21 protein-coding genes and 1 riboswitch are annotated in these 22618 nt (G+C 49.4%); of the genes, 3 read left to right on the top strand and 18 right to left on the bottom strand.

Going from position 1 to position 22618, the window contains the following annotated elements; genetic code table 11:
* Positions 1-214 precede the first annotated feature (214 nt).
* The 12 genes from pstB to EDM60_RS26260 all read right to left on the bottom strand — a co-directional run bounded on the left by pstB (position 215) and on the right by EDM60_RS26260 (position 13969).
* Complete coding sequence (pstB, locus tag EDM60_RS26205; RefSeq protein WP_063229446.1) at positions 215-988, bottom strand: phosphate ABC transporter ATP-binding protein PstB; 774 nt, start codon at positions 986-988, stop codon at positions 215-217.
* 15 nt (positions 989-1003) lie between these two features.
* Positions 1004-1894: a phosphate ABC transporter permease PstA gene (pstA, locus tag EDM60_RS26210; RefSeq protein ID WP_122966588.1), complete on the bottom strand. Its 891-nt coding sequence runs from the start codon at positions 1892-1894 to the stop codon at positions 1004-1006.
* Positions 1895-2842 carry a phosphate ABC transporter permease subunit PstC gene (gene pstC, locus EDM60_RS26215; protein WP_122966589.1) on the bottom strand — a complete coding sequence of 316 codons (948 nt, stop codon included), beginning with the start codon at positions 2840-2842 and terminating at the stop codon, positions 1895-1897. It lies immediately after the preceding gene.
* Between the two features lie 94 nt (positions 2843-2936).
* On the bottom strand, positions 2937-3890 hold the full coding sequence (locus EDM60_RS26220) for a phosphate ABC transporter substrate-binding protein (protein WP_122966590.1): 954 nt from the start codon (positions 3888-3890) through the stop codon (positions 2937-2939).
* Positions 3891-4077: 187 nt separating this feature from the next.
* Complete coding sequence (locus EDM60_RS26225; protein ID WP_122966591.1) at positions 4078-4626, bottom strand: GerMN domain-containing protein; 549 nt, start codon at positions 4624-4626, stop codon at positions 4078-4080.
* A gap of 14 nt (positions 4627-4640) precedes the next feature.
* The gene (locus EDM60_RS26230; RefSeq protein ID WP_122966592.1) at positions 4641-6320 is read right to left on the bottom strand and encodes an N-acetylmuramoyl-L-alanine amidase; all 1680 of its coding nucleotides are present in this window, start codon (positions 6318-6320) and stop codon (positions 4641-4643) included.
* Between the two features lie 186 nt (positions 6321-6506).
* Complete coding sequence (locus tag EDM60_RS26235) at positions 6507-6887, bottom strand: hypothetical protein (RefSeq protein ID WP_229049802.1); 381 nt, start codon at positions 6885-6887, stop codon at positions 6507-6509.
* Between the two features lie 148 nt (positions 6888-7035).
* A complete protein-coding gene (locus EDM60_RS26240) occupies positions 7036-7293 on the bottom strand; it encodes a hypothetical protein (protein ID WP_063229439.1) in 258 nt (85 codons plus the stop codon).
* Positions 7294-7404: 111 nt separating this feature from the next.
* A complete protein-coding gene (locus EDM60_RS26245) occupies positions 7405-8994 on the bottom strand; it encodes a peptide ABC transporter substrate-binding protein (protein ID WP_122966593.1) in 1590 nt (529 codons plus the stop codon).
* Between the two features lie 181 nt (positions 8995-9175).
* A complete protein-coding gene (locus EDM60_RS26250; protein WP_122966594.1) occupies positions 9176-10822 on the bottom strand; it encodes a peptide ABC transporter substrate-binding protein in 1647 nt (548 codons plus the stop codon).
* Between the two features lie 433 nt (positions 10823-11255).
* Positions 11256-12881 carry a peptide ABC transporter substrate-binding protein gene (locus EDM60_RS26255; RefSeq protein WP_122966595.1) on the bottom strand — a complete coding sequence of 542 codons (1626 nt, stop codon included), beginning with the start codon at positions 12879-12881 and terminating at the stop codon, positions 11256-11258.
* Between the two features lie 281 nt (positions 12882-13162).
* Complete coding sequence (locus tag EDM60_RS26260) at positions 13163-13969, bottom strand: helix-turn-helix transcriptional regulator (RefSeq protein ID WP_122966596.1); 807 nt, start codon at positions 13967-13969, stop codon at positions 13163-13165.
* A 118-nt stretch (positions 13970-14087) separates the two neighbouring features.
* Between EDM60_RS26260 and EDM60_RS26265 the strand changes: the two genes are divergently transcribed.
* On the top strand, positions 14088-14537 hold the full coding sequence (locus EDM60_RS26265; protein ID WP_122966597.1) for an SRPBCC family protein: 450 nt from the start codon (positions 14088-14090) through the stop codon (positions 14535-14537).
* 72 nt (positions 14538-14609) lie between these two features.
* On the opposite strand, the gene EDM60_RS26270 is transcribed toward EDM60_RS26265, so the two are convergent.
* The 6 genes from EDM60_RS26270 to EDM60_RS26295 all read right to left on the bottom strand — a co-directional run bounded on the left by EDM60_RS26270 (position 14610) and on the right by EDM60_RS26295 (position 20963).
* Positions 14610-16262 (bottom strand): peptide ABC transporter substrate-binding protein, encoded by a 1653-nt coding sequence (locus tag EDM60_RS26270; protein WP_122966598.1) that lies wholly within the window; start codon positions 16260-16262, stop codon positions 14610-14612.
* 190 nt (positions 16263-16452) lie between these two features.
* On the bottom strand, positions 16453-17295 hold the full coding sequence (locus tag EDM60_RS26275) for a MetQ/NlpA family ABC transporter substrate-binding protein (RefSeq protein WP_122966599.1): 843 nt from the start codon (positions 17293-17295) through the stop codon (positions 16453-16455).
* 56 nt (positions 17296-17351) lie between these two features.
* On the bottom strand, positions 17352-18017 hold the full coding sequence (locus EDM60_RS26280; RefSeq protein WP_063229431.1) for a methionine ABC transporter permease: 666 nt from the start codon (positions 18015-18017) through the stop codon (positions 17352-17354).
* A complete protein-coding gene (locus EDM60_RS26285) occupies positions 18018-19031 on the bottom strand; it encodes a methionine ABC transporter ATP-binding protein (protein WP_122966698.1) in 1014 nt (337 codons plus the stop codon).
* 110 nt (positions 19032-19141) lie between these two features.
* A riboswitch (SAM riboswitch) is annotated at positions 19142-19261 on the bottom strand.
* Positions 19262-19366: 105 nt separating this feature from the next.
* A complete protein-coding gene (locus EDM60_RS26290) occupies positions 19367-19666 on the bottom strand; it encodes a Ger(x)C family spore germination C-terminal domain-containing protein (RefSeq protein ID WP_233454207.1) in 300 nt (99 codons plus the stop codon).
* A 283-nt stretch (positions 19667-19949) separates the two neighbouring features.
* Positions 19950-20963, bottom strand: a complete 1014-nt coding sequence (locus EDM60_RS26295; protein ID WP_122966601.1) for an LCP family protein — start codon at positions 20961-20963, stop codon at positions 19950-19952.
* Between the two features lie 189 nt (positions 20964-21152).
* On the opposite strand from EDM60_RS26295, the gene EDM60_RS26300 reads away from it, so the two are divergent.
* Both EDM60_RS26300 and EDM60_RS26305 read left to right on the top strand, forming a co-directional pair.
* Positions 21153-21713 carry an MFS transporter gene (locus EDM60_RS26300; RefSeq protein WP_141254253.1) on the top strand — a complete coding sequence of 187 codons (561 nt, stop codon included), beginning with the start codon at positions 21153-21155 and terminating at the stop codon, positions 21711-21713.
* Between the two features lie 288 nt (positions 21714-22001).
* Positions 22002-22565: an MFS transporter gene (locus EDM60_RS26305; protein ID WP_233454138.1), complete on the top strand. Its 564-nt coding sequence runs from the start codon at positions 22002-22004 to the stop codon at positions 22563-22565.
* Positions 22566-22618: the final 53 nt, after the last annotated feature.

Here is a 22618-nt window from a genome sequence, read left to right on the forward strand (position 1 = left end):
CGGACTCGTCGCACGGCGCAGCAATCATCATCAACGCTTGGGGAGTCATGCTGCATTTCGTGGCTCTGGCTCCGGCGTTGTCCTTGCCCTTGCCCTTGCCCTTGCCCTTGCCCTTGCCCTTGCCCTTGCCCTTGCCCCGAGACTGTACAAGAAAAGGCCCTCCTGCGCAAGCTTGCTGCCAGGAGAGCCTTTTCTTTTCCTTCGTTTTCGCGATTCAGCCAAAGCGACCGCTGATGTACGCCTCTGTCTTGTCGTTTTCTGGCGAGGTGAAAATTTTTCCCGTTTCATCCATCTCGACCAGTTCGCCGAGCAAAAAGAACGCCGTCTTATCCGAGATGCGCGCCGCCTGGTGCAAGTTGTGCGTCACGATCACGATTGTGTACTCTTCCTTCAGTTGCATGACCAGCTCTTCGATTTTCATCGTAGAAATCGGGTCGAGCGCAGAAGCCGGCTCATCCAGCAGCAAAATGGTCGGCTGCATGGCAATGGCGCGTGCGATGCACAGACGCTGCTGCTGTCCGCCTGACAGAGACAGGGCGGAATCGCGCAGACGGTCTTTTACTTCGTCCCACAAAGCCGCTTTGCGCAAGCTCGTCTCCACCAATTCGTCCAGCTTGCGACGATCCGTCAATCCGTGAAAACGCGGGGCGAACGCGATATTTTCATAGATCGATTTGAAAAAAGGGTTGGCCCTCTGGAACACCATTCCGACGACCTGGCGCAAGCTCTCGATGTTGACTTCCTCACTGTTGATGTTGATTCCATCCACGACAATCGAGCCTGTCACGCGGCACGAAGGAACGAGGTCGTTCATCCTGTTCAGGCTGCGCAAAAGCGTCGATTTTCCACAGCCGGACGGCCCGATAAAAGCCGTCACCGAGTTGCGCTCGACTTCCATCGAGATATTTTTGACGGCTTGCTTCTCGCCGTAATAAACCGAGACATTGTTTGTTGAAATAATCGTATCCTGCATGGTGAGTATGGACATCCCCGTCATCTCTCCTTAGTTGGACCCTGAAGTCATCTTTTTGTATACCCAAGTACCAAACCAACGGGCCGAGAGGTTAAAGAGCAACACAGCAATGATCAGAACAGCTGCCGCACCGTCTGCCACATCGCGAGCGTCTGGCGTCAGCCCCTCGCTGTTTACTTTCCAAATATGCACGGCCAATGTTTCAGCCGGGCGGAACGGATTCAGCGGAGAGGTCGGACTGTTCAAGGAGAAATCAGCAAAGTTCAGGTTCGGCGAAGACATCCCTGCCGTAAACAAAAGCGCAGCCGCTTCCCCGAAAACGCGGCCAGAAGCGAGGATCGCCCCGGTGAGAATGCCCGGGAGCGCTGCCGGAAGAATGACGGAAACGATCGTCCGCCATTTGGTGATGCCAAGCGCCAGGCTTGCTTCTTTTTGACTGCGCGGCACGTTGCGCAGCGCATCCTCTGTTACGCGTACGAGCAACGGAAGGTTGAAAACGGTCAAAGCCAGGGCACCGGAGAACAAGGTATACCCCCAGCCCGTCATGTTTACGAAGACGAGCAAACCAAACAGGCCAACAACGATAGACGGCAACGAAGAAAGCACTTCTATACTCATGCGGATAAACTGTGTGAACTTGTTATCCGGCGCATATTCAGCCATATAAATTCCTGCTCCGATGCCAAGCGGCAAAGCAATCAGCATGGTCAGAACCAGCAAGTAAAACGAGTTGAACAGCTGCGGTCCGATCCCGCCTCCTGCGTTGACGATATCAGGCGGAGAAGTCAAAAAGTCCAGGTTCAGCTTATGCCAGCCTTGCGTCAAAATGAAGCCGAGCAAGCCGATAAGCGTACCGATAATCAAAGCGGCAATCAGAGTCAGCACAACAGTCGCAATACGGTCCATCAATCTCGCTCTCATTTACTTCACCAGCCTTTTTCTGCCCAAAAAGCGCAAGATCATAATGAAAACGAACGACATCAGAAGCAGCAGAAGAGCCATGGACCAGAGCGCATTGTTGTAAGGCGTTCCCTGAATCGTATTTCCCATGTTAAGCGTAATTCCGCTCGTCAGCGTGCTGATTGGATCAAGCAAGCTGCCTGGAAGCTTCGTCGTGTTACCGATCACCATTTGTACCGCAAGCGCTTCGCCAAATGCGCGCGCCATCCCCAATACGACCGCCGTCAAGCAACCCGGCAGGGAAGAATGCAGCACGACATTCCAAATCGTCTGCCAACGCGTCGCACCCAGAGCAAGCGATGCGTTCCGCAAATCTTGAGGCACAGCCTCGATCGCATCTGTCGCCACACTGGTGATCGTAGGCAAGATCATCAAAGCGAGTACGAGTCCCCCAGCCAACAGACTGAAGCCCAACACATCGAACTGTTCGCGAATAAACGGAACCAACAAAGTAAGACCTACATATCCGTATACAACGGATGGAATCCCAACCAAAAGCTCAATAACTGGTTTCAACACTTTTTTCCCGAAGCCCGGGAATATTTCCGTCATGAAAATCGCTGCGCCAATTCCGAGCGGTGCCGCGATCAATGCAGCGAGAGCCGTTACCAAAAACGATCCGAGGATGAAAGGAAACACACCGTAGAGTGCAGGCTCGCCCTCTGGGTCCCATTTCACCTGAGTCAAAAATTCACTGATACTGACACCGTCAACAAAAAAGGTGGACAACCCTTTGGAAGCGATGAAGTACGTAATCGACAAGACGACGATGACCAGCAAAGCCGCACATACCATGGCGATTGTTCGCCCGGTCATATTCTCTGTAAATTGGCGTTTATTGTATGTCAGCATTTTTCGCGCAATCAGTGATTGGCGATTTGTCCCTACCCCTTCAATACGATGGTTCATGTTCTCCCTCCTAGAAAGAAAACGGCTTTCGAGCAAGCAAAATGAGGGGTAAGGCCCCCCCACCCCTCTATTTTGCTGTTGACCCGTGAGTGTCTTATTTTTGCGTTACTTTGCCTTCTGCATCACGTTCTACTTTCATGTCTGTGATTGGCAGGAAGCCCAGTTCAGTAATAGTTTTCTTTTGTACTTCTTCAGACAGAATGAACTCCAGGAAAGCTTTTGCGTTGCCAGTTGGCTCGCCTTTTGTATACATGTGCTCATATGCCCACACTGGGTATTTGTTCGATGCAATGTTTTCTGCGTTTGCTTCTACATCGTCGAGTTTCAATGCTTTTACGGAGTCATTGAAGTAGGACAGAGCCAGGTAGCCGATTGCGCCAGGAGTTTCCGCGATGATTTTGCGAACGGTACCCGAGGAATCCTCTGTGATGCCTTCTGCTTCTTCTTTTCCGTCCAGTGCGAATTTGCTGAATGTTGCACGGGTTCCGGAAGACTTCGGACGGTTTACCAGCGTGATCTTCATATCGTCGCCGCCAACATCTTTCCAGTTGGTGATTTTGCCAGTGAAGATGTCGATCAGTTGTTGCTTGGTCAGGTTGTCTACTTTTACTTTCGGGCTAACCGCTGCTGCCATACCAACAACTGCTACTCTATGGTCAACCAGTTCGTTTGCCGGAATGCCTTTTTTCTCTTCTGCGAAGATGTCGGAGTTACCGATTGTTGCTGCGCCGCTTGCTACTTGGCTCAGACCTGTACCGCTTCCTCCGCCTTGAACTTGGATTTGCACACCTTGATTTTTTGCCATAAAGTCTTTGGCCGTTTGCTCGACCAGAGGCTGCAAAGCGGTAGAACCAACTGCAGTGATCGGTTCACCCGATGTAGTTGTTGTCGAACCAGAGTTGTTTTGTTCCGGAGCCGGGGTAGCTGGTTGCTGCGCCGGTTGTTGCGCTGGTTGCTGTGGTGCTGGAGCCGCATTGTTGCTTCCACAACCTGCGAGCAATGCTCCTACAAATGTCAGCGCCATTAACATTTTGCTGAGTTTTTTCATTGGATGAAAATCCTCCTTAAAAGGTTCGGTTTGTTTTTTCTCTCTTACAAGTACAAACTATACAGGTCGAATGTTGTAGGATTGTGATGCCATTGTTAAGCTTTTTTAAAGATGGTCGGGCAAATGTATAAAAGGCGGCACATCCTGTTCAATCAGGTTGTGCCGCCTTTTGCTTGCGGTTAACTATTTATTTGTTGCGGGTCAAAGGCTGCGATATATCGACATGCCCCATCAACGATTCCGTTTTCTTGCCGTCTTCCAGGATGACGATTTGTTTTACTTCCGGGAATTGAAAAAAGGTTTCTTTCAGCGAGTCCACTGCCATTCCTTCGCCGCTGGAACCGAGGTTGTACTGGTTTTTGCTATCCGCATCAATCGTCAACGTGCCGTCAGCAAACGTCAACGAATGGTACTGGAAGTCTTTCCAGAGCGGAAAGTGAGCATCTGCCTTCACTGGCTTCCCAAGTAGCGCGAGTGTTTTCTTGTACTTCTCGATGTCTTCTGCAAACGAGATTTCCTGTTCTTCTTTTTGCAGCTCCATCAGATCGCTGTCGGAGTAGTAGACGGTCACGACCTGTTTTTTCAGTGTCGGCTCTGTAGTCGATGGGTCTGTTTTATTGCCGGATGGCTGTTCAACAGGTGTTGTCGGCTGCGGTGCAGGCGTTGCATTTTGTCCGCAACCAGCCAGAAGCAACACAGCAAAAGCTGCCACCCCGATCATCAGACTTTTTTTCATCGTGAAAGCCTCCCTTACTGATAAGACTGATAGTATTCACGAATAGCCGCAGCAAGGGCTTTCGCGATTTTGTCCTGAAATTCCGATGAGGTAAGCAACGCATTCTCTTGCGGGTTGGACAGGAAGCCTGTCTCTGTCAGGACAGCCGGCATTTTGGTGTTTTTGATGACGTAAAAGCCGCTTGCCTTGACGCCCCGATCCGGGAACTGCGTAGCACCTTGCAAATACTTGTGAACGACTTGCGCAAATGTTTTGCTGTTTGCATTGTAATAGAACGTTTCCGTTCCGCCTGTCGTCGGTTTCGGGAATGCGTTGGCGTGGATGGACAGGAACAGATCCGCATCCATCTCGTTGGCAATCGCCACCCGCTCTGACAGCTCATAGAATACATCTGTCGTACGCACCGGAACTACCTGAAACTCCGGATATTGTTTCAACAAGGCTATTAGCTTGTTTGCGACAGCCAGATTGTAATCTTTTTCGTGGTTGCCTGCCACGCCCAACGTTCCAGGGTCTTTTCCCCCATGACCAGCATCGACTACGATGAGGTAGCCTGTCTTTTTAGGTTTTGGGGTAAGCTTCACTTCGATACCGTCTTTCGTATACGCCAGATTATACGCGCTCTTCTGGTTCAACTCAATGACGACGCGAACCGTCTCGGGAGAAGCACTGTACTGGCTGTAGCGAAGGCTGGCGATGAGCGGCTCTTCCTCCGGCACACTCGCGGCTGCCTGCTGCTCATCGTTATAAGAATCGGAGTCTTCTGCACTCTGTTCGTCCTCGTCATCTGCGGAAGCAGCCTGCTGGCGATCCTCAGATGCTCCCGTGCTCGCTGCTTGTTCCTTTTGCTTCAACTCTTCCACCAAATCATCTGTCAAAGCCGTTTGGGGAAGATCCAGCACAATGCGATGGGGGCCTGTCAGTACAAAAGCGTTCGCCTGTACAGGCAGCTTCATATTAATATGTACGCGATCCCCATCTTGCTCAACACCTGTCAGATGATTAAGTCTTTCAATCTCGACCAAGTTCTTTTTCTGGTTCCAGTCAATCGACCCGCCCAGTTCGTCTTCCACTTGCTTCAACGGGAGAACCAGCTGGCTGTCGATCGTCATGCCGCGCTCTGGGCGACTCCAGGCAAAGCCTTTTTGCCCGACTTGTTCTGCCACTGCATCGGCAGCCACATACATCGTGTCAGACACCTGGTACAGCTTGATCGCTTTTTCAGGAGCGCGTCCGTTCAATGTCACTTGCGGCGTCTCATTGGCAATGACGGTACGGGAACTGCTGTCCCAACCTACTGTGATTCCAAGCGATTCCCCGACAAATCGCAAAGGCAGCAGCATGCGCTTCTCGGAAATGACAGGGGCTGTATCCAGCTTGACCTGTTTTCCGTTCAGTTGCGCCGTGCGCGAGTCCAGCGTGAGGGAAAGCTGCTGAGATCCCTTCGTAATAACAGCTGTCCGGGTCGCTTCATTCCAGGCGACATCTGCGCCCAGACCTTCTGCGATGACACGGACGGGAACCAATGTCCGCCCGCTTTTGATCAATGGCGGTACATCCGGGGTAACTGCTTGTCCACCAATCATTAAGCTGACAGTCTCCTCAGTTGCACTACTTGCCGCAGCCGCCCAACCGGGGATAAGCAGCAGGACCAGCAGCAGCGCCAGAAGCAGAGGGTAAAATCGTCTTTTCATCCTGACCTCCTCCGTGATGTCTGATTTGTTATGTGGCGTTAGCCCATTGTGCAACGTTCACCATTCTATTAGACGCTAGTGAATCTGTAAAGTTTATAGTCTTTTCGTACCAAAAAGACAAAAGACTGCTCTTTTTTGACAAAGAGGCAGTCTTTTGAGAGAGAATCGTGTCTGATCCTGCTTGTTCTATCGAAGGAAGCGCGACAAGCCGCGCCTTTCTCTTCTGCTTACTTCCTGAACTGGTCCCTGCCCTTTCAGCATATTCAAGCCCCCGCTGGCAATAAACTGCTGAATCATGGACATGACAGCCGGATTTGACAGGACTTTGATTGAATCCGCTACTTTCGGGTTCTTCAGTTGGGGAATAGCCCCGCTCAAGTGCGGCAATAACGGCAGCAAATCTTCAATCGAGATCGCAGGCTTCGGTTTCTCCGGGGCGGACTGTACAGGAACCGGACGCTGGCGTCCACCGAACAAGATGCTGCGCCGCGGTCCCAGACTGGGCGTAGCCTTCAGTCTTCCAAGCGTGTCCTTCATATCCTGCAACTCTTGCTTCATCTGGTTCATCTCGCGCATCACCTGGGCATTGCTCACATCATGCGCATCAGCCAGCCTGTGCATCGTCTCTAACAGTTGGCCCTGGGAGACGGCCTGCTTCTTTTTCCTTCGGGTCTTGGCAGCGATAATCCCACCTCCCTCCTAGATAAGCCCCCCTTTATTTAAAGCGCTTTTTCAGGTTGTCGATGTCTTTGGAATTAACACCTTTTTTGGACAGCTTATTCAGCAGGCTCCCGACGTTTTCGGTCTTGGACATTTGCCGAAACTGCGCCACATATCCGTTCAGTTCCTTGTCTGAGAAGTTTTTGCCCGCTTTTTTGCCCAAATCGCGAATGACCTCTTTCAAGCCTGCGTCCGTTTTCAGCTTGTCTTTGGGAATTGACCTTACAATGCTGAGCAATTTGCCAATATCCACAGCGATCCCCCCTGGTTGCAGTTTGTTCCTTTTTACTCTATGTAGCCAGGAGCACAATGGATTGGTCATTTGTCCATGCGTTGGAAAAAAAGAAAGAAGGGCATCAGCAGATTAAGGCTTGATATCTGCGTATTTGAAGTCGATCATTCCCAAGCCGTCCATAACCACTCCATCGACCTTTTTGCTTTGCAGCCAATTTTGTGAATAGTAGTAGATCGGCATGATCGGCATTTCGTCCATGAGGATTTGCTCGGCCTTGGCGAGAATCGCTTTGCGTTTTTGCGGGTCCTGCTCTTTTGCCGATTGGTTCAGCAGTTCTTTATACTGCGGATTTTCCCAACCCGTGTCATTGTGCCCACCGTCTTTGTCCTTGAACATCTCCAAAAAGTTGATCGGATCGTTGAAGTCGGCGAGCCAGCCAGCGCGGGCTATCTGATATTTCCCTTGGTCGACGCCTTCCAGAAACTTTTTCCACTCGCTGTTTTCCAGCTGCACGTCTACGCCGAGGTTATTTTTCCACTGCAATTGAATCACTTCTGCGACGATTCTGTTGCCTTCGGAATTGTTGTAGTAGAGGGTGACGGGAGGGAGCTTGCTGATTCCCGCTTCTTTCATTCCTTCTTGGAGCAGCTTTTTCGCCGTTTCCGCGTCGTTGTCTTTGAAGTAGCCGTCCTCGTTAAGTGCCATGCTCGGCGGCACAAAACTTGTCGCGGGGAGGGAGTTGATCCAAAGAGACTCAATCATCATCTGGCGATCCAGTGCATAGGCAAAAGCTTTGCGGATTTTGGCATTGTTAAAAAGAGCTTGCTCGGTGTTGAAGCGATAAAAATAAGTCCCGGCAATCGCTTGCGTATTAACGATCACAGGCTCCTTCAACACATTCCCGATATCGATAGGAAGAGACGACAAAGGCGCACCAACCCAGTCCAGGTCGCCGTTCTCAAACATCGTAAGCGCCACTACTTCGTCAGTTATCATGGAAAAATGGATCTCGTCCAATTTTACGCTCGCTTTATCCCAATAGTTCTGGTTTTTCGTCAGAATCAGCTGCTGCTCAGGCTTCCAAGTCTCGATTTGAAAAGGGCCGTTGCTCACGATCGTTTTCGGATCATTCGCCCAGTGCTTGTTGGCTTCCACTACTTTTTTGTTGGCGGGATAGTAGGTGTAGAAAGCCGTCAGCTCCGTAAAAAACGGGGTCGGACTGGTCAGCTCCACGACCAATGTTTGCGCATCAATGGCTTTGACCCCTACATCTTCCGCTTTCCTGGTTCCTTTGTTGTACGCTTCCGCTCCTTTCAAATAGTACATCTGATAAGCGTACGTCGATGCTGTCTCAGGGTTCAGCGCGCGTTTCCAAGCATATTCGAAGTCATGAGCAGTTACCGGATCGCCATTGCTCCACTTAGATGGACGGATTTTAAATGTATAGGTTTTGCCGTCAGCAGAAACCGTATAGCTTTCCGCTGCTGCTTCATGAATTTTTCCATCTTTGCCTACACGGGTCAATCCCTCGAAAATTGCCCTAGTTACTGCTCCTGACGTTGAATCTTCCGCGATCCCCGGGTCCACAGTCGGCGGGTTCGAGTTCATATTCATCCTGAGCACCTTCGGCTCCGCCGCTTGTCCGGCATCCGCATACCCTGCCAAGCTTCCCCCAACAATCAGCATTGCGCTTGTAACTGCTACTACGCTTTTTTTCACGATCAAAACTCCTTATTTTTTTATATGGACTTCTACCATCAGTATACAAGCGAGAGGGATTTTTTGGGTGATTTTTCTAATAAAAGGATTGCACCATGCTCGCCGACCGCTTGCCGCAAAAAAAAGAAGAGAAGCGTTAAAAACGCCTCTCTTCCTTATATCAGTTGCATCTCTTCAATGATTACTTGATGTCAGCGTATTTGTAGTCAACAGCACCCAGACCGTCGATGATTACGCCGTCAACCTTGTCGTTTTTAACCCAAGATTGAGTGTAGTAGTAGATTGGCATGATTGGCATTTCATCCATCAGGATTTGCTCAGCTTCTGCCAAGATTGCTTTACGTTTTTCTGGATCTTGTTCCAGAGCGGATTGGTTCAGCAGCTCTTTGTACTTCGGATTTTCCCAACGAGTATCGTTGTTTCCGCCGTCTTTTTCTTTGAACATTTCCAGGAAGTTGATTGGATCGTTGAAGTCACCCAGCCAACCAGCGCGAGCTACTTGGTATTTACCTTGGTGTACATCATCCAGGTATACTTTCCACTCTTTGTTTTCGAGTTTCACGTCTACGCCGAGGTTTTTCTTCCATTGGTCTTGAATCGCTTCTGCGATCTTTTTGTGACCTTCGGAAGTGTTGTAGGAAAGTGTCAGGGTTGGCAGTTTGCTGATGCCTGCTTCCTTCATACCTTCTTCCAGCAATTTTTTCGCTGCATCGAGGTCTTTGTCCTTGAAGTAGCCGTCTTTGTTCAGAGCCATGCTCGGTGGCACATAGCCTGTTGCTGGCAATTGACCAGCTTGCAGGATGTTGTCGATCAGGCTTTGACGATCGATCGCGTAAGCAAACGCTTTACGGATTTTCACGTTGTTGAAAGGTGCTTTTTCTGTGTTGAAACGGTAGAAATAAGTACCTGCGATCGGTTGAGTTGTCATTTTTCCGGAATCTTTCAGAGCCGGAATTGCGTCTGTTGGCAATGCGGAAGTTGGAGCACCTGCCCAATCCAGTTCGCCATTTTCATACATGGACAGCTCAGTGTTCTCATCTTCTACCATGGAGAACTCGATTTTGTCCAGTTTTACGTTGTCTTTATCCCAGTAGTTGTCGTTTTTCACAACAACCAGTTTGCTCTTGTGTTCCCAAGTTTCCATTTTGAATGGACCGTTACCAACGATTGTTTTCGCGTCAGTAGCCCATTTGTCGTTGCCTTCAACTGTTTTTTGGTGAACTGGGAAGTATGTTTTGAACGCTACCAGTTCCAGGAAGAATGGAGTTGGGTTAGTCAGTTCAACTTCCAGTGTTTTGTCATCAATTGCTTTTACGCCTACATCTTCTACTTTACCAGTACCTTTGTTGAAGGCTTCAGCACCCTTCACATAGTACAGTTGGTAAGCGTAGTTGGAAGCTGTTTTCGGATCGAGCGCGCGTTTCCAAGCAAATTCGAAGTCTTTTGCGGATACGGCATCGCCGTTGCTCCATTTAGCATCGCGGATTTTGAATGTATATTTTTTACCGTCTGGAGAAATCTCAATTTTTTCAGCTGCTGCTTCATGTACTTTGTTATCTTTACCTACACGAGTCAAACCTTCAAAAGTAGCTGTGATGATCGTGCTGGAAGTTGTATCTTCCGCAATACCAGGGTCAGCTGTTGGCGGCTCGGAGTGCAGGTTCAATTTCAGTACTTTTGGTCCAGCTGCTGGAGCAGGAGTTTCCGTTTTGTTACCTGCTGCTGCATTATTATCTGCTGGCGCTGCTTGGTTACCGCCACCGCATCCTGCAAGTGCCGCACCAAGAACGAGGATAGAACTCATTGCTACGAAAACATTCTTTTTCATACAAGTAATCCCCCTTTTCTAAATCTTTTATCAATATACATGGTTTTATATTATTTTTAAATATGTTTTAGAATGATTTAATAAATTTTTATTTATTTATAAAGATGTTTAATCTTTTATAAAAAATAATTTATTGGAAAAATATAATAGCAAGTGCTCGACGTCTTTATTCTCATCTGGAAAACGTTGATTTGGCGCGGTTTTGTCGCACTTCTTCTCGCAACACTCTTGGCAATCCTGCCCAAAATGGCTTATTGATGCGTGTCGCTCTCAAACTCATTTTTTATTTGTAATTTTACAAATATTCATTTTTCTCATTGCCCTCTATTCTGTTTTCTTTATGGATGAACAAACTCGACAAGCTTTGACGGCGATTTCCCTCCGCATTCAACAAAAAAAGAGGAGCTGATCGCTCCTCTTTCGTTCTTTGCTATTATTGAATGTCTGCCCATTTCCAGTCTACGAAGCCCAGACCGTCCAGAACAACACCTTTTACCTTGTCGCTCTTCACGTAGGAATGAGTGTAGTAGTAGATTGGCGCAGCTGGCATTTCGTCCATGAACAATGCTTCTGCTTCTGCCAAGATTTGTTTGCGCTTCTCTGGGTCTTTTTCAACCGCAGATTTGTTCAGCAGCTCTTGATACTTCGGACTTTCCCAGTTGGTATCGTTGTTGCTGCCTTTTTTCAGCTTGAACAGATCCAGGAATGTGTACGGATCGTTGTAGTCGCCAGTCCAGCTGGAACGAGCGATTTGGAATTTACCTTGGTGCAGGTCATCCAGGAATACTTTCCACTCTTTGTTCTCCAGCTTCACTTCTACGCCAAGAGCTTTTTTCCATTGGTCCTGGATTGCTTCGGCAATTTTCTTGTGACCTTCGGATGTATTATAGGAAAGAGTCAGAGTTGGCAGCTTGGTGATGCCTTCCTCTTTCATACCTTCTTCCAGCAATTTTTTCGCTGTTTCTACATCGTTATCTTTGAAGTACGGGCTAGATGCTACTGCCATCGTTGGAGGCACCAGACCCATTGCCGGTTCTTGGTTTGCTTGTGTTACGTTGTCGATGATTGTTTGACGGTCGATCGCATAAGCGAACGCTTTACGGATTTTCGCATTGTTGAACGGCGGTTTCTCTGTATTGAATTTGTACAGGTACGTGCCCGCAATCGCATGCGTTTGCATTTTTCCGGAGTCTTTCAGAGCCGGAATCGCGTCTGTTGGCAGTGCGGAAGTTGGAGCACCTGCCCAATCCAGATCGCCGTTGTCAAACATGGACAGCTCCGTGTTTTCATCCTCGACCATGGAGAAATCGATCTTGTCCAGTTTTACAGCATCTTTATCCCAGTAGTTCTCGTTTTTCGCGAGAATCAGCTTGCTTTTGTGCTCCCAAGTATCGATCTTGAACGGACCGTTACCTACGTGAGTTTTCGCGTCGCCTGCCCAGTTTTGCGTTCCTTCAACCACTTTTTGGTTCACTGGGAAGTACGTGTAGAAAGCAGTCAGCTCCAGGAAGAACGGAGTCGGGTTTTTCAAAGTAACAACAAGTGTTTTGTCGTCACTTGCTTTTACGCCCACGTCTTCAGCTTTCGCTTTGCCTGTGTTGTACTCTTCCGCGTTTTTCAGGTAGTACAGTTGGTAAGCGTAGGTAGAACCGAGTTTCGGATCGAGCGCTCGCTTCCAAGCGTATTCAAAGTCTTTTGCTGTAACAGCATCGCCGTTGCTCCATTTGCTGTCACGCAGGTGGAATGTATAAGTAAGTCCATCTTCAGAAACGTCAATTTTTTCCGCTACGGATTCATGTGGTTTGCCATCTTCACCAATACGAGTCAAACCGTCAAAGGTCGCACGCAAAACAGCACCGGAAGTGGAATCCTCAGCCAAGCCAGGGTCAGCCGTTGGTGGCTCACTCTTCATGTTCATGCGCAGAACTTTTGGACCGCTTGTTTTTTCACTATTAGCAGAATTTCCTTGCTCTGCTGCTTTCTCGCCGCCGCCACAGCCAGCCAGCGCCGCACTCAGAACCAGGATGGAACTCATCGCTGCGAATACGCTTTTTTTCATTGGTGTTGACCCCCTTTTGTATGTGTAACACTCATGGAAAAGCTACTTCAACAAATATACTGCATTTTTAGTAATATTGAAGACATTTTAAGCAAGTTTAATTATGTTTTATTCAAAGATCAAATTGTATTAACGGAAATAAATTCACATTCTTCATTAAATGAAGTATGCCTCGCGACGGAAAAACTATGCGAACCGCGGAATTTTCGCCATTCTTCCCATGCAAAAACAAAGAAGCCTTCCCGTCTTGGCAAACGACGCCGGGAAGGCTTTCTTCAAAATTATAAACTTTGGATTTGTCGATATTGTTGTGGAGATACTCCGACAATGGAACGGAAGTCCCGGATGAAATGCGAGTGGTCGTAATAGCCAAGCGCTATGGACATCTCCAACCAGTCGCTCACTACTCCCTGATCAATCAGTTGCGCCGCTTCGTGCAGCCGATACCGCTGAATCACTGATTTCGGGCTGACGCCAACATAACGGTCAAACAGTCGCTGCATCGTCCGCAACGTCATGTCGGACAGTCGAACAGCATCCTCTACCTTCAGCACATTCCGATCCGCCTGAATCCTTGCGACCAACTGAGAAATTTTTTCTACATTCGGATCTTGCTGGGGCAGCCGTTCAATCAGAAACTGCTCGAATCGGTCAACCATTGCCTGATCGTCCGGCAACTGGAGTATTTCTGCTTCCAGTGCGGCCGTGTCCACCTGGAACACTTCTTCTATAGTAGTAGATGTACCGTATAGCTCCGAAACAGGTTTTTGCCAAAACGGAAAGAATCCCCCTGGCTTGAATTTTACACCGAATACATGACCTTGACCCGCAAGCATATGGGAGGACGTGGACGGAGCGACTCCGAAAATTCCCGATGCCCCCTGTTCAAAAACGAGATTGACGTTGGGGTGGGCCAACACTGTTTGCGAATAAGGAGCTTGTCCGCGCAAATCCCATCTGACTACCCAATAGTGCTGAACGAAGTATCCGATCTCCTTGCTTGGCTCATACCGTTGCAGCGAAAACTTTTTGCCGCCGAGCACGGCATGCAGCACGCCTTTTGGCAGCATATCCGGATTTTTTTCCATTTAGTCCGCCTCCTGTCGCGTTTTTACAATACACCCCTGTTTTGTCTGTCTATACTAAGAGTAGTAGTTGCAGCTGGGGATTACAATTTCAAAATTTATTGATAACAGGAGGCACGACATGGATCATATTTTCAATTTTTACATCGGAGCTACCCCAGAACGCGTATGGCACGTTCTCACTTCGGAAGAGGGAGTCAAAAGCACGTTTTTCAACTCCGTCATCCGCTCCACTTTTCAAGTCGGTGACGATCTGGCTTATGTCGGGCCTGGAAATGATGGCCCTGAGACAGTCCATGTGTACGGAAAGGTTCTGGCATTCGAGCCGCAGCAAGTCTTCAGCTTCCTGGAGCATCCTGGCCCGTCTTACCGGCCCAACCACGCTGAACTGCAGAGCCGCGTAACCTTCAAGCTGGAGCCTGTCGGCGGATGTACACGACTGACCTTGATCAACGACCAATGGACCGAAAATCATCCTTCCAACGCCAACGCGAGTCAAGATTGGCCGATGATTCTCTCCAACATCAAGACGTATGCAGAAACAGGAAAAACGTTGGATTTCGGCTACTAAGCCGGACAATTTGAAAAGGGAACCCCGGAAGCGGCATGCCTTGGCACTCTCGCTACCGGGGTTTTTGGCCTGCTACTCGACCATCTCTGCCCACTTCAGATCGATAAAGCCCAGTCCGTCTACCTGTACGCCTCTTACCTTGTCGCTTTGCACCCAGACGTCGACATCCGTAAAGAGCGGAATGACTGGCATGGCGTCCATGAAAATTTGCTCGGCTTCCGCAAACAGCTGCTTGCGCTTCTCCGGGTCACTCTCCAAGGCGGACTGTTTCAAAAGCTCTTTGTAGCGCTCGTCTTCCCAGCCCGTATCGTTGTTTCCGGTCTTCGCGTCGCGGAACATTTCCAAATAGTTGATCGGATCGTTGAAATCGGCATTCCAGCCCAAGCGGCCAATCTCGTAATTCAGTTCATGCAAATCTTGCAAGTGAACCTTAAATTCTTTGATCGCCAGCTTCACGTCGATGCCGAGATTGCGTTTCCACTGATCCTGCATGGCTTCCGCGATTTTTTTGTGTCTGTCTGTCGGGTTGTAGGACATCGTAATCGTGGGCAAGGTGGTCACACCCAGCTCTTGCATGCCTTCCGCCAGCAGCTTTTTCGCTGTCTCGACATCGTTGTCGCGGAAGTAGCCCTCCGGTTTGATAATCATCGATTGAGGCAGCATTCCCATCGTCGGCACTTGTCCAACCTGCGTGATGTTGTCCACGATGCTTTGGCGATCGACCGCATAGGCCAACGCTTTGCGGATTTTCGCATTTTTCAGCGGCCCTTTGGTCGTATTGATTTTGTACCAATACATCGTCGCTTTCGGATGAACGACCAGCTTGCCGGCTTCCTTCAAAGACGGGATCGCATCAGTCGGCAAACCGCCAAGCGGTTGACCAGCCCAGTCCAGCTCGTTGTTATCAAACATGGACAGCGCTGTATTGTCATCCTCAATCATGGCAAATTCGATTCGGTCGAGTTTGACAGCATCTTTATCCCAGTAGTTTTCGTTCTTTTCCAATACAATCTTGCTCTTGTGCTCCCAGCCCGTCATTTTGAACGGACCGTTGCTAACGTGTGTTGCTGCTTCATTCGCCCAGTTCGGATTGGCTTCTGCCACTTTTTTGTCTACAGGATAATAGGTGTAAAAGGCCGTCAATTCCAGGAAAAATGGTGTCGGGTTTTCTAGCGTGACTTCAAGCGTTTTGTCATCAAGAGCTTTTACCCCCAGCTCGGTTGCTTGCGCCTTGCCCGTATGCACCTTTTCCGCATTTTTGATGTAGTATAGCTGGTACGCATATTCGGCACCCAGCTTCGGATTGAGCACACGCTTCCAGGCATACTCGAAGTCGTGCGCTGTCACCGGATCGCCGTTACTCCACTTCGAGTCGCGAATCGTAAACGTGTACACGCGCTTGTCGTCGGATATTTTCACGTCCGACGCAACCGAGTTCATCGGCTTGGCGTCTTTGTCTAATCTGGTCAAGCCGTCAAAAGTAGCACGAACGACCGCGCCTGACGTAGCATCCTTGGCAAGCCCAGGGTCCGCCGTCGAAGGCTCGCTTGTCAGGTTGGCCCTGAACACTTGCGGCTTGCCAGCGCTCGCCGTCTGCTTGGCTTCTCCTGCCTTTTGCTCGGCAGGTGCAGAAGGCGGAGCGGCGGCCTGATTCCCGGAACATCCTGCCAAAATACTTCCAGCCACAAGCGACACGCCGAAAAGTAGTTTGAATGTTTTGTTCATCTGAATTTTCCCCTTTATCAATTTTTTCTATCGCCACCACAATATACTCGACAAAAATCGTCTTGAGAATGGGGTTCGGTGAGATTTAATTAAATTTTACGAATATTTATACTTTTATAAATGAAAATAAACCCAACCAGCCACACGGGCCAAATTGGGTTTATTTGTTGATTCATCAATTAGCTGTTCCTTAGAATGCAGGAACGATGGAACCTTTGTATTCATCTTCAATGAACTTTTTCACTTCTGGGCTGTTCAGTTCTTTCGCCAGCTTTTGGATCGCTTCGGAATCTTTGTTGTCTGGACGAGCTACCAGGAAGTTCGCATATGGAGACTCTTTGTCTTCAAGGAAGAGAGCGTCTTTTGTCGGCACCAGTTTTGCTTCGAGTGCGTAGTTGGTGTTGATCAGCGCCAGGTCAACTTCTTCCAGGACGCGTGGCAGCATAGCAGCTTCTACTTCTTTGAACTTCAGGTTTTTCTTGTTTTCTACAACGTCTTTTACCGTTCCGCTGATGCCAGCGCCTTCTTTGAGCTTGATCACGCCGTTTTTCTCCAACAGTGCGAGCGCGCGTCCGCTATTGGTCGGGTCGTTTGGCAAAGCAATGGTCGCGCCTTCTGCCAGCTCGTCAACGGATTTTACTTTTTTGCTGTAAGCACCGAAAGGCTCGATGTGCACGGCGATTACTGGCTGCAAGTCCATGTTTTGACCTTTATTGAACTCTTCCAGGTAAGGCTTGTGCTGGAAGAAGTTTGCGTCCAGTTGCTTTTCATTCAGTTGTACGTTTGGTTGTACGTAATCGGTAAACTCTTTCACTTCCAGGTTAACACCTTGTTCTTTCAGCTTTGGAGCGATGAACTTCAAAATGGCTGCGTGTGGAACCGGAGAAGCGCCTACTTTCAACGTTACTTCTTGCTGTTGTCCGCCTTGTGCGCCGCCTTCAGTTGGAGTTGGAGCTGTTTCCGTTTTGCTTCCGCACGCTGCCAAGGAAAATGCCAATACGGTAGAAAGTACAGATACGACTAATTTTTTCATAAATGATTTCCCCCTATTTTTTGGTCTGTGTTCTGCAAAGCTTATATGGAAAGACCTTACTTGCGGCTGAATCGCATAACCAGGCGATCCCCCAGCGACTGCAAGATCTGGACCAACACGAGCAAAATAATCACTGTAACAATCATGACATCTGTCTGGAAGCGTTGGTAGCCGTAGCGGATTGCCAAATCTCCCAGCCCGCCGCCGCCGATTACGCCGGACATCGCGGTGTAAGAGACGAGGGCAACTGTCGTGATCGTAATCCCGGCCACCAGACCTGGACGCGATTCAGGAAGCAGCACGTTCCAGATGATTTGCCAGTTGGAGGCTCCCATCGACTGAGCAGCTTCGATGACTCCTCGATCCACCTCTCTCAGAGAGGTTTCCACCAGCCGCGCAAAAAACGGGGCTGCACCGATGACGAGCGGCGGAATCGCTCCGAGTACCCCGAGTGAAGTACCCACAATTACTTTTGTCACAGGAATCAGCAAGATCATCAAAATGATAAACGGTACAGAACGCAGTATATTGACAACGAATGAGGCAATCGCATAAAACACCTGGTTTTGCAAAAGCTGTCCGCGAGAAGTCAGGAACAAAATAATCCCCAGCGGCAAACCAATCAGGATGGTAAACAGTGTCGAGAAGCCAAGCATCGTCAGCGTATCTATTGTTCCCTCGGCGATCTCCGACCAATCCACATTTTCCAAAGTCCAGTCCATCTATATCACCTCTACTTCCAAGCCACGCTGACGCAACGTCTCGATGGTTTTTTCGTTTTGACGGACATCGCCTTCCAGCTCGACGACCAGTTGGCCGTACGGCGTATCCTTCATGCGGGAAATCGTTCCTTGCAAGATGCTGAACACCGTGCCTGTTTCTTGCATCGTCTGGAACAAGATCGGCTGGTACGTCTTTTCCCCCAGGAATGTGACGCGGGCAATCGTGCGGTTTCCTGCCGCCTTTTCGTGCGCGACTGCTTCCCGCAGCTCGCTGGAATCGGCCACCTGCTCGACAAATTCCTGTGTCGTCGGATGCTGTGGCTTGAGAAACACGTCCAGAACCTCGCCCGACTCGACAATTTTTCCGCCATCGATGACGCCTACGCGGTCGCAGATGGAACGGATCACGTGCATTTCGTGCGTGATCAGCACGATGGTCAACCCCAGTTTGCGGTTGATATCGAGCAAGAGCGCGAGAATCGAGTTCGTCGTCTGCGGATCGAGGGCGGAAGTCGCTTCGTCGCACAGCAACACTTTCGGATCATTGGCCAGCGCTCGGGCGATGCCTACGCGCTGCTTCTGACCGCCGGACAATTGCGACGGGTACTTGTCCCGATGCGCTTCCAGCCCGACCAGTTTGAGCAGCTCGTCCACTTTTTTCTGGATTTCAGCCTTCGAGCGATTGGCGAGCTTGAGCGGGAAAGCGACATTCTCGCCTACGGTCGCGGAAGACAACAGGTTAAAGTGTTGGAAAATCATCCCGATCTGGCGGCGCTTTTCCTGAAGCTTGCTGTCATCGAGCTTGGTCAAATCCACTCCGTCGACAACGACTTGTCCTGACGTAGGGCGCTCCAACAGGTTGATGCAACGAATCAGGGTACTTTTCCCCGCACCGGAATGCCCGATGATCCCGTAAATTTCCCCTTTATCTATGGAAAGGTCAATCCCGAGCAATGCCGGAATCGTCTTGCCTTGTACTTGATAGCTTTTATGCAGTTGTTGCAATTGAATCAACGCATCCACCTCCCAGCAAAATCTGTCTACATGCCTTGTGAAAAACAGAAAGCCCCTTTTTTCATAAACGAAAAAGGGGCTGCAACGCATGTATACGTTCGCATCCACCCTTCTCATCTATCAAGATCCAACCAATCTTGTAGGAATTGGCACCGCGACGCTCATTTTCGAAAAAATGAACCGGTTGCCGGGCTTCATCGGGCCTGTCCCTCCGCCTCTCTTGATAAGAAAGATTTCCACGTATATTATGTTCGTTTTTCATATTTTCATGATACAAACCGGATTATATCCTTTTTGAAAATATCCCGTCAATAGCAATCCCAGGAAAAACTTTTTTAATCCATCACTCCGTTGCGGATAATGGTTGCCTGAACATGAAAACGAAAAGACGCCTGCCGAAAATTTTTTCTCCAGTCGCGGTTCGTCATCTCTTTCAATCCCCTCTGCTGGGCGCGATAGACGATGCCAAATCCTGCCGGATCGACGTCCAGTTGCTGCAATTTTTTGACGACTTTTTGCAGTTCTTTCTCGATTTCCTTTTCCAATGCGTCCTCCATCGTTTTCATCATTTTGCTGTAACGGGAGGAGATGCTGCCAATGCCTTTTTTCGCAAAGTGCTCATTGTACAATGCCACCCGTATTTGCCCGCCTAAAAGTTTTTTGTCTGATTGCAAATTCGCCTTGTCCCGCATGCCCTTGCTCGTTTCCCCAGTCCCAAGTGCCTTTCGACATGATCGATATTCAGTCTATCCTGATCGATTTCCCTCAGCTTCGGAATAAGCTCGCTGTACACGACTTTGGCATCCGCCATGCGAAAACCATCTATGCAGGAACTCCTGGTCCATCTCATTCACCCCAATGTGCCTGTACTGTAGAAAATCATGGATAGTGTGCCCAAATATGCAAAAAAACAGCACGCTACATTCGCGTGCTGTCTTTGCTGTCTGTACTGTCGTCTGTTTTGTTGTCCTCTTGTTGCATCGTTTCAGTCGGCGGCTCAAGCTTTTCCTGAATGAACGACTGAATCTGGTCTACGTCGGGAATGAGCACGGCTCCTGCCTTGTGCGATTCCCGGAACATTCCCATCGGCGGCAGCTGATAGTTGCCCGGTTGCATCGTATCGAGCTTCAAGCCGAGCGCGGACAGCTTCAGCATGTCCATGGAGCTGATGTTCGTCTGGATGTACGGCGCCACTTGTTTGAGGATGGACGGCAACTGGATCAGGGATGTGCCGCTCTTCATCTGGCTCGCTACAGCGGCGAGCAATTTGCGCTGACGCTCGGTGCGCGTATAGTCGGATGTGGCGTCATGGCGGAAACGGACGTACTGCAACGCCTTGTTGCCATCCAACTGCTGCACACCTTTTTTCAGATTGATATCGTAGACGCCTTTATCTGTCGGGTCATGGTAATACATGTTTTTCTCTACGTCGATCTCGACGCCGCCCACCGCGTCGATCAGCGCCTTGAAGCCTTCGAAATCGGTAATGACGTAGCGATCCACAGGAAGTCCGGTAAACTGGCTGACCGTCTTCATCGCCAGCTCAGGCCCGCCGTCTACAATCGCCGAGTTGATACGCGAGCTGCCATTTCCGGGAATGTCCACATACGTATCCCGCAAAATGGAGAACAGATCGTAACGCTTGGATGCCGGGTCGATACTGACCAGCATCATGGAGTCGGAACGGGGAAGCCCGTTATTTTTCATTCCCCTGCGATCCACACCCATCAGCAAGATGTTCACACGCTCTTGACCATCCCACTCGGGTATCTCCGCCGCTTTCGTTGCGGCTCCGCCATCCGGCGGGGCAGGTGTAACAACATTAGGAGCCTGGATATTTTGAGCAAACTCATAAAAGGAGTATCCGTAATAACCCGCTGTCGTGGCAATCACGACAAGCATCAGGAGCAACACTCGTTTCCATATTCGCATAAAGAACTACTCCACCTTTTATTCTCTGTATCTACTTGAACTCATCTCACCACTTGTTTAGTATACTCGAATCTTTACAATGTGGAGCAGCCTTTATTTGGGTAGCTTAACTTTTTATACTTTAACGTTTACAAAATTTGCAATATTCTTTATACTACCTTCATACTCGTTTCCAAGGGGTGACTTGTCGTGCTTTCTCCATCCGTATTTTTTCAGCGTTACCCGCAGGAAGCCCTGTTTTTTCTCGTTGCAAGCTTTATCAATTCTGCTGGCAGCGCTTTCATGTGGCCGTTGACTACTTTGTACGTACATACGATTCTCCAACGCTCCATGACCGAAGCCGGCTTTGTTTTGATGGTCCAGTCTTTGGCGGGCATTGCCGGGCAATTCGTCGGCGGCTCCCTGTTTCACCGCTTGGGCGCCAAGCGTCTCATCGTGGGAGCGCTGCTTTTTCAAGGATTGATTCAGCTGTCCATTCCGTTCATCAGCAGCTGGCCCGTCTATCTCGTGCTCATGACCTGTTTGGGCTTTACTTTCAACCTTTCTTTTCCGGCGATCCAGGCATTTATTGGCTTTCGCTGGAAGGAGCAGCGCCGAGAGCTGTTTAACATCGTCTACGTAGGCAACAATCTCGGCATGGCGATCGGCACTTCGCTTGCCGGGGTCATCGCTACCTTTTCCTTTCAGTTGACCTTTTTGTTCAACAGTACGAGCACGCTGTTGTTTGCGCTGTTCTTCTTCCTTTTATGAAACGCTCTTTTCTAAGAAATTGTTGCTTTTAGAAAAGCCGTGAGTTGCTTGATATTTATAGTACCAAGCGAAGCGTGCATTCACGGTAAATGGAAATCCTATAGACTTCCTGATTTTCATTATAGAGCACACGTTTCCACAACAGCAATAGCAACAAAATTTGCGAAAAGAGCCTTATGAAAAATATCTCGCACCAAGCTGGTTGGCGACCAGGCAAAAGAAAACCGGCGGCAAGGCGAGGCGAAAAATACGTTTGCCCTGCTTCTGCGCTACCAGCTTTACTTGTTCATGGCACTGGGAGCTACCTGTATTTTCTTTTCCAACATGGTCTGGAACATGGGTGTCGCCCCTTACATTACGGCGCAGGGCATGCCGCTGTCGGCCTTCAGTTGGCTGTGGACGATCAACGGCATCATCATTTTTGCGGGTCAGCCCATCACGTCCTGGATCAAGCGCATCCTGCAGCAAAACTTGTCCGCGCAGTTGGTGGCAAGCGCGGTGGCATACGCTCTCGGGTTCGGCTTCATGCTCATGTATCACGGCAGCTACTTTGCTTTTATCGCCGGCATGATCATTACCACTTTTGGCGAAATGCTGATCTCTCCGACCATCCCGACTTTCATTACGGAAAAGACGGGGGAAAACGCTCCCTTTTACCTGGGAGTCGTCGGGGCGATTACCGCTGTGGGGCGCTTGCTCGGCCCGCTGGCGATGGGCTATATGTACGACCACGGTGGCGTGCAGCCCACGTTGCTTTTGGCCTCTCTCGTTTCGCTTGCTTCCGTCTTCCTCTGTTTGCTCCATGCGTATGTCCAGCGCGAAAAACGAGTCTCGGCGACAAAAGCCAGTTGATTCGTTTACACATAAACAAGCCGCCTGCTTCCAGCTTGGAAAAAGGCGGCTTG

Source organism: Brevibacillus parabrevis (genome assembly GCF_003710905.1).
In the GTDB taxonomy this organism is placed as follows: Bacteria; Bacillota; Bacilli; order Brevibacillales; family Brevibacillaceae; genus Brevibacillus; species Brevibacillus parabrevis.

Excerpts from the sequence above, each read along its gene's own strand:
- pstB (WP_063229446.1), bottom strand. The coding sequence starts at position 988 with ATGTCCATACTCACCATGCAGGATACGATTATTTCAACAAACAATGTC.
- pstA (WP_122966588.1), bottom strand. The coding sequence starts at position 1,894 with ATGAGAGCGAGATTGATGGACCGTATTGCGACTGTTGTGCTGACTCTG.
- pstC (WP_122966589.1), bottom strand. The coding sequence starts at position 2,842 with ATGAACCATCGTATTGAAGGGGTAGGGACAAATCGCCAATCACTGATT.
- EDM60_RS26220 (WP_122966590.1), bottom strand. The coding sequence starts at position 3,890 with ATGAAAAAACTCAGCAAAATGTTAATGGCGCTGACATTTGTAGGAGCA.
- EDM60_RS26225 (WP_122966591.1), bottom strand. The coding sequence starts at position 4,626 with ATGAAAAAAAGTCTGATGATCGGGGTGGCAGCTTTTGCTGTGTTGCTT.
- EDM60_RS26230 (WP_122966592.1), bottom strand. The coding sequence starts at position 6,320 with ATGAAAAGACGATTTTACCCTCTGCTTCTGGCGCTGCTGCTGGTCCTG.
- EDM60_RS26235 (WP_229049802.1), bottom strand. The coding sequence starts at position 6,887 with ATGAACCAGATGAAGCAAGAGTTGCAGGATATGAAGGACACGCTTGGA.
- EDM60_RS26250 (WP_122966594.1), bottom strand. The coding sequence starts at position 10,822 with ATGAAAAAGAATGTTTTCGTAGCAATGAGTTCTATCCTCGTTCTTGGT.
- EDM60_RS26255 (WP_122966595.1), bottom strand. The coding sequence starts at position 12,881 with ATGAAAAAAAGCGTATTCGCAGCGATGAGTTCCATCCTGGTTCTGAGT.
- EDM60_RS26260 (WP_122966596.1), bottom strand. The coding sequence starts at position 13,969 with ATGGAAAAAAATCCGGATATGCTGCCAAAAGGCGTGCTGCATGCCGTG.
- EDM60_RS26265 (WP_122966597.1), top strand. The coding sequence starts at position 14,088 with ATGGATCATATTTTCAATTTTTACATCGGAGCTACCCCAGAACGCGTA.
- EDM60_RS26270 (WP_122966598.1), bottom strand. The coding sequence starts at position 16,262 with ATGAACAAAACATTCAAACTACTTTTCGGCGTGTCGCTTGTGGCTGGA.
- EDM60_RS26275 (WP_122966599.1), bottom strand. The coding sequence starts at position 17,295 with ATGAAAAAATTAGTCGTATCTGTACTTTCTACCGTATTGGCATTTTCC.
- EDM60_RS26280 (WP_063229431.1), bottom strand. The coding sequence starts at position 18,017 with ATGGACTGGACTTTGGAAAATGTGGATTGGTCGGAGATCGCCGAGGGA.
- EDM60_RS26295 (WP_122966601.1), bottom strand. The coding sequence starts at position 20,963 with ATGCGAATATGGAAACGAGTGTTGCTCCTGATGCTTGTCGTGATTGCC.
- EDM60_RS26305 (WP_233454138.1), top strand. The coding sequence starts at position 22,002 with ATGGCACTGGGAGCTACCTGTATTTTCTTTTCCAACATGGTCTGGAAC.